Genomic DNA, 14,580 nt, shown 5'->3' on the forward strand with positions numbered 1-14,580 from the left:
GCCGCTATTGTGCGGCCGGCGGCGCCGGGCTGCCGACGAAGACCACCACGGCGTCCAAACCCGCGACACGGCCTTGCTCGCTGCGGTTCAGCAGCTCGATCTCGGCGCCCAGCGCCTGGCAGATCTCGCGACAGATGGTGAGGCCCAGGCCGCTGCCGCTGTTCGGGTGGGTGGTGTGGAAGGGCTCGAAGAGGTGTTCGCGCTGCGCCGCGCTGATGCCCGGGCCGCTGTCGCGCACCAGCAGCCGGACCTGCTGCGGGGTGCGCGTGACACGCAGCTGCAGCAGGCCGCACGGCGGCGTTTCCCGGATGGCGTTGTGCAGCAGGTTGCGGGTCAGCTCGCGCAGCATCCAGTGATGCGCCCGCACCGGCGCCGGCTCGGCCACCAGCTCGAAGTCCAGTGCCTTGTCGACGATCAGCGGCGACAGGTCGAGGGCGACCTCGCCCACCACCTCGGAAAGGTCGAGCCACTCGCTCTGCCCCTCGCCGTGCACCTGCTCGACCTTGGCCAGCGCCAGCATCTGGTTGGCCAGCGCGATGGCCCGGTCGACGGTTTCGCCCATGGCCTGCAGGGTGTCGGCCGGGCTGACATGCCCGCTCTGGCCGTTCTGCACCTGCGTCTTCAGCACCGCCAGCGGCGTGCGCAGCTGGTGCGAGGCGTCGCGCACGAAGCGCAGCTGGTGGCCCACCAGGCGCTGCAGCCGCTGCATCAGCTGATTGAGCGCGGTGACCATGGGCCGCAACTCGCGTGGAGCGTCGTCGGCCTGGACTGGCGAGAGGTCCTCGGCGCTGCGCGACAGCAGCTGCCGCCGCAGTGATTCCACCGGCTGCAGCGCGCGTGTCACCACGATCCAGGCGACCAGCGCCACCACCGTGATGAGCAGGGCCTGCCGCAGCAGCGTGTCCAGCAGGATCTCGCGGGCCAGCTTCTCGCGCACCTCCAGTGTCTCGGCCACCTGGATCAGCGCCATGCCGCGCGCCCCGGTCGTGGCCACCGGCTGCAGCAGCGCCGCCATGCGCACGGTCTGGCCGCGGAAGTCGGCGTCGTAGAAGTCGACCAGCGCAGGATAGGCGGTCTGCTGCGGAATGCGGCCGCGGTAGCGTGGCAGGTCCTCGAAGCCGGACAGGAACTCGCCCTTGAAGCCGTCGATGCGGTAGTACATGCGGGCGTTGTTCGAGGCCTCGAAGATCTCCAGCGCCGCGTACGGCACCTCCACCTTGAGCGCACCGCCTTCCAGCCGCAGCAGCTCGCCGATGGAGCGGGCCGAGGCCAGCAGCGAACGGTCGTAGGCCAGGTGGATGGAGGCCAGCGCGCGCCGGTAGAGGCTGACGGTGTCGAACACCACGAACAGCGCGATGGGCGCGACGATCCAGGCCAGCAGGTAGCGGCGCAGCGACTGGGGCGGACGCAGCGGCATGGTGCAGCGGTGCTCAGGCAGCGGGGTCGGCGCCGGCCGGCTCGGCCTTCAGGAGGTAGCCCAGGCCGCGCAGCGTGATCAGCGCGACGCCGGAGCCAGCCAGCTTCTTGCGCAGCCGGTAGGCCACCACCTCGATGGCCTCGAACTGGATGGTCGACTCCATCGGGAACACCAGGCGAAACAGCCGTTCCTTGGGAAAGGCATGGCCGGGCTTGCTCATCAAGGCCTTCAGCAGGGCCTGCTCGCGAGGGGTGACCTCCAGGATGCGGTCACCCAGGTAGAAGGCGCCGGAGTCGCGCTCCATGCGCAGGGGGCCGCATTGCAGTGCAAGGTCGGCCTCGCCCTGGCTGCGCCGCAGCAGCGCGCGCACCCGGGCTTCCAGCTCGTCCAGGTCGAAGGGCTTGGCCAGGTAGTCGTCGGCGCCGGCATTCAGGCCCTGGATGCGGTCGCCGACCGCGCCGCGCGCCGTCAGCACCAGGATGGGCGCAGTGACGCCCTGGGCGCGGGCCTTTTGCAGCACCGCCAGGCCGTCCATGCCGGGGATGGTCAGGTCGAGCAGGGTCAGGTCGGGGGGCGCGAAGCGCAAACGGTGCAGGGCCTCGGCGCCGCCGGTGCAGTGATCGACCTCGAAGCCCCGGCGCTCCAGCGCAAGGCGCAGGGCGCGGGCCATCGAGTCGTCGTCTTCAACGAGCAGCAGTCTCATGCCGCCAGTGTGCAACGAAGCCCGCCGCTGCGCCTCGGCACTTCCGAGGGGCGACGTGACAGCGGAATGACAGCTTGGCGGAGGGTTTCGACAGCGCCGTGACAGACTTGGCCCTAGCATCCGGGCTTGCCCTCATCCGCCTGGCGATGCGGCAGGCGCAGGATGCGGGCATGCTTCGGGACCGGCCCGGCCGGCCCCCTTCAAAACACCGATCACAGAAGCGAGAAGGAGAACCTCATGCGTCGAAACTTCCTGCAGCGCATCGCCCTGACGGCCTCGGCCGCGGCGCTCGGCACCGCGCTGGCGCTGTCCGCCACCGTCGTGCAAGCGCAGGAGAACTTCAAGATCATGATCGGCGCCAATCCCGGCGGCGGCTACGACCAGACCGGCCGCGGCCTGGGGCGGGCGCTGCAGGAAGCCAAGGCGGCCGGCTCGGTCACCTACGAGAACAAGGGCGGAGCCGGTGGCACCATCGGCCTGGCGCAGTTCGCCAACTCCAGCAAGGGCGACCCGAATGCGCTGATCGTCACCGGTGCGGTGATGGTCGGCGCCATCGTGCAGAACAAGCCGCCCATCACCCTCGACAACGTGACCCCGGTGGCCCGCCTGCTGGCCGAATACAACGTCTTCGTGGTGCCGGCCAACTCGCCCTTCAAGACGATGAAGGACGTGGTCGAGCAGATGAAGAAGGACCCGGCCAGCGTCAAATGGGGCGGCGGCTCCAAAGGCTCGGTGGACCATGTCAGCGTCGGCATGATCGCGCGCGAGGTGGGCGTGGATGTCGCGAAGATCAACTACGTGCCGTTCAAGGGCGGCGGTGAGGCGACGGCCGCCATCCTGGGCGGCCATGTCTCGGTGGGCACCAGCGGCTATGCGGAGCTGGAGGAGTTCATCAAGGCCGGCAAGATGCGGGCGCTGGCCGTCACCGCACCGAACCGCCTGCGCGGCAGCGCGGTGCCGACCCTGCTGGAGCAGGGCATCAACGTCGCCATCGGCAACTGGCGCGGCGTCTACGGCGCGCCGGGCATCAGTGCGGCGCAGCGCCAGAAGCTGATCGAGGCGGTTGCCAAGGCCGTCAAGACCAGGGCCTGGGCCGAGGCGGCTGCGGCCAACAACTGGAGCCCGGCCCTGCTCACCGGCGACGAGTTCGCGAAGTTCGTCGACGAAGAGCACGCCCGCCTGCGTGCGCTGATGTCCAAGCTCGGCATGGTCTGAGCCCGATCGCGGCTCGTTGCGCTTGGCGCAGCGGGGCATCCGGAGGCGGCATGGGCCGCCTCTCGCACATCGAGATCATCACGATGAAACCACGTTCTCAACAGCTGGTCGGTGCCGGCACGGTGTTCCTGGCTGGGCTGCTGGCGCTGGGCGCCCTGCAGATCCCGTCCGAGGCCGGCTACAGCGGCGTTGGCGCCAATTTCTTTCCCTGGGTGGTGGCTGCGGCGCTGGCGGTGTGCGGCGCCTGGCTGTTCTGGGAGGCGCGCACCGGCGGCTTCCGCTTGCTGGAGGGCCATGACGAGGCGGCCCGTCCCGACTGGTTCAGCCTGGCCTGGGTGGGGCTGGGCCTGCTGCTGAACGCGCTGCTCATTTCCCGGGCCGGCTTTGTCGTCTCGTGCAGCCTATTGTTCATGTGTGCCGCGCGCGGACTGCGGCGGGCCACCGGCGAGGGGCGTGGCAGCCCGCGCCGCTTCGTGGCGGACGCGGTGATCGGCGCCCTGATCGCCGCGCCGACCTACTGGTTGTTCACCAAGGCGCTGGGCCTGAACCTGCCTGGCCTGACCACCACCGGCTGGATCTGACATGGAACTCTGGAACAACCTGCTCAACGGCTTTGCCACCGCGGCCTCGCCGGTCAACCTGATGTGGGCCTTCCTGGGCTGCTTCATCGGCACCGCGGTGGGCGTGCTGCCCGGCATCGGGCCGGCACTGACGGTGGCGATGCTGCTGCCGCTCACCAGCCAGCTCGACCCCAGCGCGTCGATGATCATGTTCGCCGGCATCTACTACGGCGCGATGTACGGCGGCTCGACGACGTCCATCCTGCTCAACACACCCGGCGAAACCGGCACCATGGTGACGGCGCTCGAAGGCAACCTGATGGCCAAGAGCGGCCGTGCCGGCGTGGCGCTGGCCACCTCGGCGATCGGCTCCTTCGTGGCCGGCACGGTGGCGACCGTGCTGGTGACGCTGTTCGCCCCCGGCATTGCCGACTATGCGCTGCAGTTCGGCCCGCCCGAGTACTTCGCGCTGATGATGCTGGCCTTCACCACCGTCTCCGCGGTGCTCGGCAAGAGCACCTTGCGCGGCCTGTGCAGCTTGTTCCTCGGGCTGGCCATCGGCCTCATCGGCATGGACCAGATCTCCGGCCAGGCCCGCTACACGATGGGCATGGCCGAATTGGCAGACGGCATCGACGTGGTGCTGGTGGCGGTGGGCCTGTTCGCGGTGGGCGAGACGCTGTACCTGGTGCTCTATGAGGGCCGCCAGCAGGAAAGCCGCAACACGATGTCCCGGGTATGGATGAACGCGAGCGACTGGCGTCGCTCGATCCCGGCCTGGGTGCGCGGCACCTTGCTGGGCTTCCCCTTCGGCACCATCCCGGCCGGCGGCACCGAGATTCCAACCTTCCTGTCATACGGCCTGGAGAAGAAGCTGTCCAAGCACAAGGAGGAGTTCGGCACGGTAGGCGCCATCGAAGGTGTGGCCGGGCCGGAGGCGGCCAACAACGCCGCGGTCACCGGCACGCTGGTGCCCTTGCTGACGCTGGGCATCCCGACCTCGACCACCGCGGCCATCATGCTGTCGGCCTTCCAGAACTACAGCATCCAGCCCGGGCCCATGCTGTTCCAGACCTCGGCCGGCCTGGTGTGGACGCTGATCGCCTCGCTCTACATCGGCAACGTGATGCTGCTGGTGCTGAACCTGCCGCTGGTCGGCTTGTGGACCAAGCTGCTGAAGATCCCGAAGCCGCCGCTCTATGCCGGCATCCTCATCTTCGCGACCGTGGGGGTCTACGGCATGCGGCAGTCGGCCTTCGACCTGGGGCTGCTGGCGCTGGTGGGCCTGCTCGGGGTGTTGATGCGCCGCTTCGACTTCCCGGCGGCACCGGTCATCGTCGGCATGATCCTCGGCCCGATGGCCGAGGCCCAGCTGCGCAACGCGATGTCGATCGGCGAGGGGCGCTGGAGTGTCTTTGTCGAGCGACCGCTGTCGGCCACCTTGCTGACCATCTGCGTGCTCGTGCTGGTGTTGCCGCGGGTGCTGCGCCGCATCGCGGCGCGGCGCCTGGCGCAGCAGCAGGCGGCGCAGGCCACCGCGCTGTCTTGATCCACGCCGGGGCGCTACGCTGCCGGCGCGGCCGCCCGGGGCCGGCGTTTTCGTCCGGCGCCCGCCGAGGGCGTGTCAGGTGGTGGCGCCCAGCGCCCGGGCCCGTTCACTGCGGCGCGCGAGTTCTGCCGGGTCGGCGGACCCGGTGGGCCAGCCCGCCAGGTGCTGCTGGGCAATCGCGGCCAGCGCTGCAATCCACTCGTGCTGGTCGTTCAGGCAGGGGATGTACTGGAACTCCTTGCCACCGGCGGTCAGGAAGGCCTGGCGGCCTTCCATCGCAATTTCTTCCAGCGTCTCGATGCAGTCGCCGACGAAGCCGGGGCACATGACGTCCACCCGGCGCACGCCGGCCTTGCCCATCTCCTGAAGGGTCGGCTCGGTATACGGCTGCAGCCACTCCGCCTTGCCGAAGCGGCTTTGGAAAGTGACCCGGTACTGCGATGCGGTGAGGCCGAGCCGCTCGGCCAGCAGCCGGGCGGTCTTGTGGCATTCGCAGTGGTAGGGGTCGCCCAGCGTCAGCGTGCGCCGCGGCACGCCGTGGAAGCTCATCACCAGCTGGTCGGGCCGGCCGTGGGCCTGCCAATGGCCCTGTACCCGCCGTGCCAGCGCCTCGATGTAGAGGGGATGGTCGTGGTAGTGCTGGACAAAGCGCAGCTCCGGCACGAAGCGCACGCGCGCAGCCCAGGCCGACACTGCGTCGACCACGCTGGCGGTGGTGGTGCCGGAGTACTGCGGGTAGAGCGGCAGCACCAGCACGCGGGTGACGCCGGCGGCCTTCAGGGCGTCGAGCTGGGCCGCGATGGATGGCTGGCCGTAGCGCATCGCATACGCCAGCTCCACCGAGGCGCCGCGCTCACCGAGGTAGCCGCGCAGCAGCTTGGCCTGCTTCTCGGTCCACACCTTCAGCGGCGATCCCTCCGCCGTCCAGATGCTGGCGTACTTGGCGGCCGACTTGGCGGGCCGGGTGCGCAGCACGATGCCGTGCAGGATGGGCTTCCACAGTACCGGCGGAATCTCCACCACCCGTCGGTCGGCGAGGAACTCGGCCAGGTAGCGGCGCAGCGCGGGCGGGGTCGGCGCGTCGGGCGTGCCGAGGTTGCACAAGAGCACGCCGGTGCGCTCGGCGCGGCCGTGATCGTGCGGGGGTTCGGGGCGAAATCTCATGAGGCGGCGTCCAGCGGGGCAGGGGGTCGATTATTCCCGACGCCTGCCCGCCGTGCCTTGCAGCCGCTCAGCCGCCTTGCAGGCGGCGCGGGCACACGCGCTCGACCTCGGCGATGACCTTGGCCACCTCGATGGGCTTGGTCCAGTAGCCGAGGAAGCCGGCGTCCAGGGCGCGCTGGATGTCTTCCGGCATCGCATCGGCCGAGCACATGAAGGCCGGCACGTCGGCCAGGCCGTGGCGTTCGCGCAGCTCCTTCAGCACCTCGAAGCCGCTCATGCCGGGCAGGTGCGCGTCCAGCACCAGCACGTCGGGATGGAAGTCCTTCACCATCTCGAAGGCCTGCGGGCCGTCCTCGGCGATCATCAGGTCGATGTAGCCGGTGAGCTTCATCGCTTCCTCGAAGAGGAGGGCGTTGATCGGGTTGTCTTCGACATAGAGCATGCGCACGTGGTCCACTCCTTCATCCGGCGCCTGGGTCTGTTGCGCGAACGTCGGCACGTCCGCCTGCGGTGTCGCCGCGGCCTGGCCGGCCAGCGGCACCATGAGGGTGACGCAGGTGCCCACGCCGGGCTCGCTGCTGACCTCGATGCTGCCGCCCATTTCCTCCAGCAGCCGTTTGGCAATGATGAGCCCGAGGCCGGTGCCCTCGATCGGCGACGTCTCCCGGCCCAGCCGTTCGAAGGGCTGGAACAGGCGGGCCAGCTGGTCGGGCCGCAGGCCTTCACCGCTGTCCTCGATGCGGATGTCGATCGCGTCGCCCTGCCGGTCGCCCAGGCTCAGCCGCACCACGCCGTCGGGCCGGTTGTACTTGACCGCATTGGAGATGATGTTGATCAGCACCTGCCGCAGGCGCTGCGAATCGGCCATGACCAGCACGTCCTCGTCGACCTGGTTGTCGAAGTTGACGGCCGCGGTCAGTGCCAGCGGCTGCAGCAGCTCCACCGTCTGGTCCAGCGTTCTGCGCAGCGAGGTGGGCTCGATCGAGATGGACAGCTGGCCGGCCTCCACGCGCTGCAGGTCCAGCACGTCGTTGATCAGCGCCAGCAGGTGCTGGCCGGCCTGCAGCATGTGGTCGGCGTAGTAGCGCACCTGGGAAGGCGGTGCGTCGGCCGGCCCGACCTTCAGCAGCTGCGAGAAGCCGATCATCGCGTTGAGCGGCGTGCGCATCTCATGGCTCATGCGGGACAGGAATTCGGTCTTGGCCCGGCTGGCGAGCTCCACCGCCTGCTTGTCGCGCAAGGCCTTCTCGGCCGACTTGAGCCGCGTGATGTCCGAATAGGTGCCGACGATGCGCAGCGCGCGGCCCTGCTCGTTGCGCTGCACCACCTTGCCGCGCTCGAAGACCCACAGCCAGCTGCCATTGCGGTGGCGGATGCGGTGCTCCGACTGGTAGACCGAGGTGTGGTCCTTCATGTGCAGCTCGAGCTTCTCCAGCACCTGGGGCAGCTCGTCCGGATGCAAGCGGCTGGACCACTCGTGCGGCGCGTCGCTCAGCTCATGCTCGGCATAGCCGAGGATTTCCTTCCAGCGGCGCGAGTAGTAGACGCGGTTGGAGACCACGTCCCAGTCCCACATGCCGTCGCCACTGCCTTCGAGCGCGAACTTCCAGCGCTGCTCGCTGAGCGACAGCGCCTGCTCGGCCTGGCGTTGCTGGGTGATGTCGCGGAAGGTCACCACCGCCGACATCGGCTTGTCCTGCGGCGCCGCCCGCAGCGGCTGTGCGCTCACGCCCAGCCAGCGCAGCTGGCCGTCGCGCCGGCGCAGGCCGAAGACCCGCTCGGCCACCGGCTCGCCAGACTGCAGCACGACCGTCACCGGATGCTGCTCGGGGGGCAGGGCCTGCAGGTCTTCGGTCAGCAGGTCGAGGCCGGGCGCCATCACCAGCTCGTCCATCGTCGCGTCCAGGATGCGGCAGGCGGCCGGGTTCGCCGCCACCACGAAGCTGGCGCTGGTGACCACCATCAGGCCGTCGCTGATCGACAAGGCCACCGAGCGGTAGAGCTCCTCGCTGAGCCGCAGCCGGTCGGCGGCGATGCTGCGCTGCGTGATGTCGGTCTGCACGCCGATGAAGTGCGTGATGCGGCCATGGCTGTCCTGCACCGGGGCCACATGCAGCTCGTTGATGAAGCGGGAGCCGTCCTTGCGGTAGTTGTTGAGCACCACCGTGCACGAGTGCCCCTTGCGCAGTGCCTGCCGCAGCGCGTTGAGCCCGGGCTGCTCGGTGTCGGCGGCCTGCAGCAGGCGGCAGTTCTGGCCCAGGATCTCGTCGCGGGTGTAGCCGGTCAGCCGCTCGAAGGCCGGATTGACGTAGATGAGCGGCTGGCCGGGCGCCAGCGCGTCGACCACCGTCATGGGCAGCGACGCCTCGGCTTCGATCGCCCGCTGCATGATCTGCAGCTCGCGCTCCATGGTGCGCAGCTCGGTGAGGTCGCGCACCAGCAGCAGCACCTGGGTGTCCGACATCGGCATGAAGCGGCCTTCGAAGGTGCGCAGCGTCTTGTCCAGCGGCGTCAGCTCGTACTCGATGCGCTGCAGCGACCGGCTTCCCAGCGCCCGCCGGAGCGCTTGCTGGTGCAGCCGGGCCACCCCGGGAGGCAATACCTCGGGCAGCAGGCGGCCCTTGAAGTCCGCGGTGGCCAGCAGGTGCTGCTGGCGCTCGGTGATGCCGCATTCCAGGTAGCGGCCCTCGGCATCGAGCACGAACCACAGGTCGGGCAGCGCCTGCAGCACGGCGGCGGTGCGCGCTTCCGAGTCGCGCAGTTGCGCTTCGCGCAGGCGCTGGGCCTCGCGGGCTCGCTGTTCGGCTTCGATCGTCTGGGTGATGACGCGGGTGGCCCCGCGGTAGCCGCGGAAGGTACCGGCCGAGTCGAACACCGGCAGGCCGCTGATCGACACCGTGACCCGGCCTTGTGGCGTCTCGCGGTCGACGATGAGGTTGGCGAAGGGTTCCTGCTTCTGGCGCGCCTGCAGGTAGGCCTCGTAAGAGGCCAGGTGTTCGGGGTCGTCGCGGCGCACCAGGATCTCGGCGGCGAGGCGGCCGATTTCCTCGTCGGCGCGCTGGCCGGTATGAGCCTCGATGCTGGCAGACGCCCAGCGGATATAGCCGGCGGCGTCGGTTTCCCACAGCCAGTCGCTGCCGGCTCGGCTGGCCGTGCGCACCCGCGCCTCCTGCAGGCGCCAGCGCTGCTCCTTCAGCCGGGATTCGAGCATGTCGCTCAGCAAGCGGCCGATCTGCTCCAGGCTGTCGAGCACGCTGCGGTCGAAGCGCCTGGAATGGGTGTCGAGCACGCAAACAGCGCCGATGCGCTGCCCTTCCACCCGCAACGGCACACCCGCGTAGGCCCGCACGCGGGGCGGGCCGCTCACGAAGGGGTTGTTGGCAAACCGCGGGTCATCGCGCAGGTCTTCCACCACCAGGGGCGCGTCGGCTTCGATGGTATGGGCGCAGAACGCGTGTTCGCGCGGCGTCTGCCGCACCGGCATCTGCTCGCCGTACACCGCCTTGAACCACTGTCGGTCGGCGTCCACCAGCACCAGCAGGGCGAGCGGGCAGTCGGCCACCTGTGCCGCCAGGCGGACGGCGGCGTCGAAGCCTGCTTCCGCGCCAGTGTCGAGGATGCGGAGTTCGCGCAGCGTCTGGAGGCGTTGCGCCTCGTCGGCGGGGGGGACGGCGTCGGTCATGCGGGCAATCGGGAGCAGGGCGTGCGGGGACCGGCCGTGGCAGGGCCCCGCCGCACTATAGGGCATGGCGACGCGGCACTGGGCCGGCCCGGGCCGAGGTTTCCGGGGCATTCGTCAAGGAATCGACTCAAAGTCGGTTACCGTAGCGGACCCGCCGTCCCGTTGCCTGTTTGATGAACGTACTTGCCCTGACCCTGGACCTCGACGACACCCTGTGGCCCATCTGGCCCGCCATCGCCCGTGCGGAAGTCGTGCTGCACGACTGGCTGGCCAGCCATGCGCCGGCCACGGCGGCCCGCTACGACACGGTGGCGCTGCGCGGCCTGCGCGATGCGGTCGCGGCCCAGCATCCGGAATGGTCCCACGACCTGACGCGCATCCGCCTTGAAAGCCTGCGCGAGGCGCTGCGCCGCTGCGGCGACGATCCGGCGCTGGCCGATGCCGGCTTTGCGCTGTTCTTCGAGGAGCGGCAGCGGGTCGACCTGTTTCCCGATGTGCTCACCGGGCTCGAGCGGCTGGCCACCCGCTTCCCGCTGTTTGCGCTGACCAACGGCAACGCCGACCTGCAGCGCGTCGGCCTGGCGCGCTTCTTCCGCGGCGGTGTCACCGCCCGGGGCTTCGGCGTCGGCAAGCCCGACCCCCGCATCTTCTCGGAAGCCTGCCGGCTGGCCGGCGTTCCGCCGGCACAGGTGCTGCATGTGGGCGACGACCTGCTGCTGGATGTGCACGGCGCGCTGGGCGCCGGCCTGCAGGCGGCCTGGATGGCCCGCCCGGAGGTGCACCCCGAGCCGGTCGAGGCACCGCAGGGCACCCACCACGTGGTGGCCGACCTGCACACGCTGGCGCAGCGCCTGGGCGCCTGAGACGTCGCGGGCCGGTTCAGCGGGCCGGGGTGGGTGTGGCGATGACGTCGAAATGCACGCACGCCGCCTTGGGGTCGGCGGGCGAGGCTCCCAGGCCGATCACGCCGCTGCCATGCAGCATGCAGACGCCGCGCCGCAGCACCACCACCTCGCTGCGGCCGGTGAAGCGCACGAAGCTGCCGTTGCTGCTCTGGTCCGCCAGGTGGAAGTTGCCGCCGTGCCACTCGATGCGCGCATGCAGGCGCGACACCCGCGCATCGTCGATGCAGAAGGTGGATTCCGGGCTGCGGCCCAGCATCACCGGGGTCTGCGCGCTGCTGAACGATTGCGGCAAGTGGTGCTCGATCGCCAGGCGGATGCAGTCGGCCGAGGAACTGTCGGTGAAGTCGGTGAAGAGGGTGGAGGTGGGCGAGTCCTCGTGGCGCGCCTCCAGCCGGTAGACGTGGCAGGGCTCGGCCCGGCCGCGCAGGTGCAGCCGCTCCAGGCTGCGAAAGCGGGTGCGGTCAGTCGCGCGCAGGCGCTCGTAGACCGCGTGGGTGATCAGCACCTCGTTGTCGCCGGCATGGTCGAGCAAACGGGCCGAGACGTTGACCGCGTCGCCAAAGCAGTCGCCGGCCACCTCGACGATCTCGCCGCGGGCCAGGGCGATGTAGAGCTTGAGGGCCGGCGCGCCGGTGTCGGCCTCGGCCAGGATGCGGTTGATCGACTCCTGCATCTCGTAGGCCGCGTCGACGCCGGGCTGCGGCTCGTCGAACACCGCCATCAGGCCGTCGCCCAGCGTCTTGACGACGCGGCCGGTGTTCTTGATGACGACGTCGGCGAGCAGGGCGATCGTCTGGGTGACGATGGTGGCCGCCTGGGCATTGCCGAGCGAACCGTAGAGCGCCGTGCTGCCTCGCAGGTCGGCGAACAGGACGGTACGGTCGCTGGAAACTGGCATGTGTTCGGTGCGTTGGATGGCGCTGGCCGGGACGCGAGCAGTGTAGCTCGCGCAGCGGTTCAACCAAAAACGGCCCGCCGTCTCGCGACCGCGGGCCGTTGTGCGGGCAGCAAAGTTGTTACAGATTGTCGAGGTAGGTGCGGAGCTTGTCCGAGCGGCTCGGATGCTTGAGCTTGCGGATGGCCTTGGCCTCGATCTGGCGGATGCGCTCGCGGGTGACGTCGAACTGCTTGCCCACTTCTTCCAGCGTGTGGTCGGTGGACATCTCGATGCCGAAGCGCATGCGCAGCACCTTGGCCTCGCGCGGGGTCAGGCTGTCGAGGATCTCCTTCACCACGTCGCGCAGGCCGGCCTGCATGGCGGCCTCCACCGGCGCGGTGTTGTTGGTGTCCTCGATGAAGTCGCCCAGGTGGGAGTCGTCGTCGTCGCCGATCGGCGTTTCCATGGAGATCGGCTCCTTGGCGATCTTCATGATCTTGCGGATCTTGTCTTCCGGCATCTCCATCTTCTCGGCCAGCGTCGGCGCGTCCGGCTCGTAGCCGAATTCCTGCAGGTGCTGGCGCGAGATGCGGTTCATCTTGTTGATCGTCTCGATCATGTGAACCGGGATGCGGATGGTGCGGGCCTGGTCGGCGATCGAGCGGGTGATGGCCTGGCGGATCCACCACGTCGCGTAGGTCGAGAACTTGTAGCCCCGGCGATATTCGAACTTGTCCACCGCCTTCATCAGGCCGATGTTGCCTTCCTGGATCAGGTCGAGGAACTGCAGGCCGCGGTTGGTGTACTTCTTCGCGATCGAGATCACCAGGCGCAGGTTGGCCTCGATCATCTCCTTCTTCGCGTCACGAGAGGCCTTCTCGCCCTCGTTCATCTTCTTGTTGATTTCCTTCAGGTCCTCGATGGGCACTACGGCCCGGGCCTGCAGATCGATCAGCTTCTGCTGCAGCTCCTGGATGGCCGGCAGGTTGCGGCTCATCACGTTGCTGTAGGGCTTGCCAGCCGCCACTTCCTTCTCGGCCCACTGCAGGTTCAGCGCATTGGACGGGAAGGTCTTGATGAAGTGCTCCTGCGGCATGCCGCACTTGTCGACCACGATCTTGCGCAGCTCGCGCTCGTAGCGACGGATGTCATCCACCTGCGAGCGCAGGATGCCGCACAGCTTCTCGATGATCTTGACCGTGAAGCGGATGCTCATGATCTCGGCGCTGACCGACATCTGGGCCCGGTTGTAGGCCGGCGACTTGTAGCCGTCCTTCTCGTAGGCCTTGCGCATGCGGTCGAAGTGCGAGGACAGCTCGTCGAACTTGTGCAGCGCCGCGTTCTTCAGCTCTTCCAGCTTCTTGGTCAGCGCCTTGGAGCCGCCATTGCCGTCGTCGTCGTCTTCCTCGTCGAAGAAGTCGACGTCTTCCTCGGCCACGTAATCGTCGGCCTCGTCTTCCGAGACGAAGCCGTCCACAACCTCGGAGATCTGCATCTCGCCGGCGCGGATCTTGTCGGCCAGCAGCAGGATCTCGGCGATCGTGGTGGGCGAAGCCGAGATGGCCAGCATCATGGCCTGCAGCCCGCCTTCGATGCGCTTGGCGATCTCGATTTCGCCTTCCCGCGTGAGCAGTTCCACCGTCCCCATCTCACGCATGTACATGCGCACCGGGTCGGTGGTGCGGCCGAATTCGGAGTCCACCGTCGACAGGGCCGCCTCGGCTTCTTCCTCGGCTTCTTCCTCGGTCGCGGTGGTGGTGTTGCCGCCGGCGATCAGCAGGGTGGCGGCGTCGGGCGCCTGCTCATAGACCGCGATGCCCATGTCGTTGAGCATGGACACGATGGCGTCCATGATCTCCGTCTCGACCAGCTTCTCGGGCATGTGGTCGTTGATTTCCGCGTGCGTCAGGAAGCCGCGGGTCTTGCCCATCTTGATGAGGGTCTTCAGCTCCGAGCGGCGCTTGGCGACTTCCTCGTCGGTCAGCATCGCCTCGTCGAGGCCGAATTCGCGCATCAGCGCGCGCTCCTTGGCGCGCGAGACCTTCATCCGCAGCGGCTTGGCCTTGGGCTTGTCCTCGCCACCGGCTGCTTCCTCGACCTCTGCCTCGACCTCGGCTTCAGCGCCTTCGCCTTCCAGGTCGGCCTCGACGTCCGAGAAATCCTCGTCGGCGTCGAAGCCTTCCTTCTTGGCGGGCGAGGCGGTGGTCTCGGACTTCGGTTTGCGACCGCGCTTGGCCTTCACCTTGCCGTCGTCGGCGCCTTCGGCCTTGGCCGCGCGCGCGGGCTTGGCCGTCGCCTTGGCTTTGTCGTCTTTCACCGCCGCCTTGCTCACCTTCTTTTTCTTGTCTTCGACTTCAGTGGCTTGCACGGCGTCGGTGGTCGGGGCAGGGGCGCTTTTCTTCGCGGTCATGAACTTCCTCGGATGGGTCAGGGGCTCAGGCGCCCGGGGCAAATGCGCGCGCCCGGCGCTGGCCGGGCAACGGTCTTTGTGACGGGCGGAATGGGCCG

At 68.8% G+C, this 14,580-nt stretch carries 10 protein-coding genes; 4 read left to right on the top strand and 6 right to left on the bottom strand.

The annotated features are described in order from the left end of the window. Nucleotides 1-4 precede the first annotated feature (4 nt). A complete protein-coding gene (locus N7L95_RS24085; RefSeq protein ID WP_301257772.1) occupies nucleotides 5-1,417 on the bottom strand; it encodes a sensor histidine kinase in 1,413 nt (470 codons plus the stop codon). Between the two features lie 13 nt (nucleotides 1,418-1,430). Further along, nucleotides 1,431-2,120: a response regulator transcription factor gene (locus tag N7L95_RS24090; protein ID WP_301257773.1), complete on the bottom strand. Its 690-nt coding sequence runs from the start codon at nucleotides 2,118-2,120 to the stop codon at nucleotides 1,431-1,433. 237 nt (nucleotides 2,121-2,357) lie between these two features. Here N7L95_RS24090 and N7L95_RS24095 point away from each other — a divergent pair, with 237 nt between their 5' ends. From N7L95_RS24095 to N7L95_RS24105, 3 genes are read left to right on the top strand one after another with little or no spacing between them, the layout of a single operon-like run. Then, nucleotides 2,358-3,335 (top strand): tripartite tricarboxylate transporter substrate binding protein, encoded by a 978-nt coding sequence (locus N7L95_RS24095; RefSeq protein WP_301257774.1) that lies wholly within the window; start codon nucleotides 2,358-2,360, stop codon nucleotides 3,333-3,335. Nucleotides 3,336-3,385: 50 nt separating this feature from the next. Beyond that, on the top strand, nucleotides 3,386-3,916 hold the full coding sequence (locus tag N7L95_RS24100; protein WP_301257775.1) for a tripartite tricarboxylate transporter TctB family protein: 531 nt from the start codon (nucleotides 3,386-3,388) through the stop codon (nucleotides 3,914-3,916). A gap of 1 nt (nucleotide 3,917) precedes the next feature. Then, entirely contained in the window at nucleotides 3,918-5,444 is a 1,527-nt protein-coding gene (locus N7L95_RS24105) for a tripartite tricarboxylate transporter permease (RefSeq protein WP_301257776.1), read from the top strand. 75 nt (nucleotides 5,445-5,519) lie between these two features. Here N7L95_RS24105 and hemH read toward each other — a convergent pair whose 3' ends face one another. After that, the gene (hemH, locus tag N7L95_RS24110; protein WP_301257777.1) at nucleotides 5,520-6,608 is read right to left on the bottom strand and encodes a ferrochelatase; all 1,089 of its coding nucleotides are present in this window, start codon (nucleotides 6,606-6,608) and stop codon (nucleotides 5,520-5,522) included. 67 nt (nucleotides 6,609-6,675) lie between these two features. Beyond that, on the bottom strand, nucleotides 6,676-10,290 hold the full coding sequence (locus tag N7L95_RS24115) for a PAS domain S-box protein (protein WP_301257778.1): 3,615 nt from the start codon (nucleotides 10,288-10,290) through the stop codon (nucleotides 6,676-6,678). A 173-nt stretch (nucleotides 10,291-10,463) separates the two neighbouring features. Here N7L95_RS24115 and N7L95_RS24120 point away from each other — a divergent pair, with 173 nt between their 5' ends. Beyond that, nucleotides 10,464-11,153, top strand: coding sequence for an HAD family hydrolase (locus tag N7L95_RS24120; RefSeq protein ID WP_301257779.1), 690 nt, complete (start codon nucleotides 10,464-10,466; stop codon nucleotides 11,151-11,153). A gap of 16 nt (nucleotides 11,154-11,169) precedes the next feature. Here N7L95_RS24120 and N7L95_RS24125 read toward each other — a convergent pair whose 3' ends face one another. Further along, nucleotides 11,170-12,093 carry an adenylate/guanylate cyclase domain-containing protein gene (locus tag N7L95_RS24125; protein WP_301257780.1) on the bottom strand — a complete coding sequence of 308 codons (924 nt, stop codon included), beginning with the start codon at nucleotides 12,091-12,093 and terminating at the stop codon, nucleotides 11,170-11,172. 118 nt (nucleotides 12,094-12,211) lie between these two features. Continuing rightward, on the bottom strand, nucleotides 12,212-14,482 hold the full coding sequence (gene rpoD / locus N7L95_RS24130) for an RNA polymerase sigma factor RpoD (RefSeq protein WP_301257781.1): 2,271 nt from the start codon (nucleotides 14,480-14,482) through the stop codon (nucleotides 12,212-12,214). Nucleotides 14,483-14,580 lie beyond the last annotated feature (98 nt).

Origin of the sequence: Eleftheria terrae (genome assembly GCF_030419005.1) — a bacterium.
GTDB lineage: Bacteria > Pseudomonadota > Gammaproteobacteria > Burkholderiales > Burkholderiaceae_C > Caldimonas > Caldimonas terrae.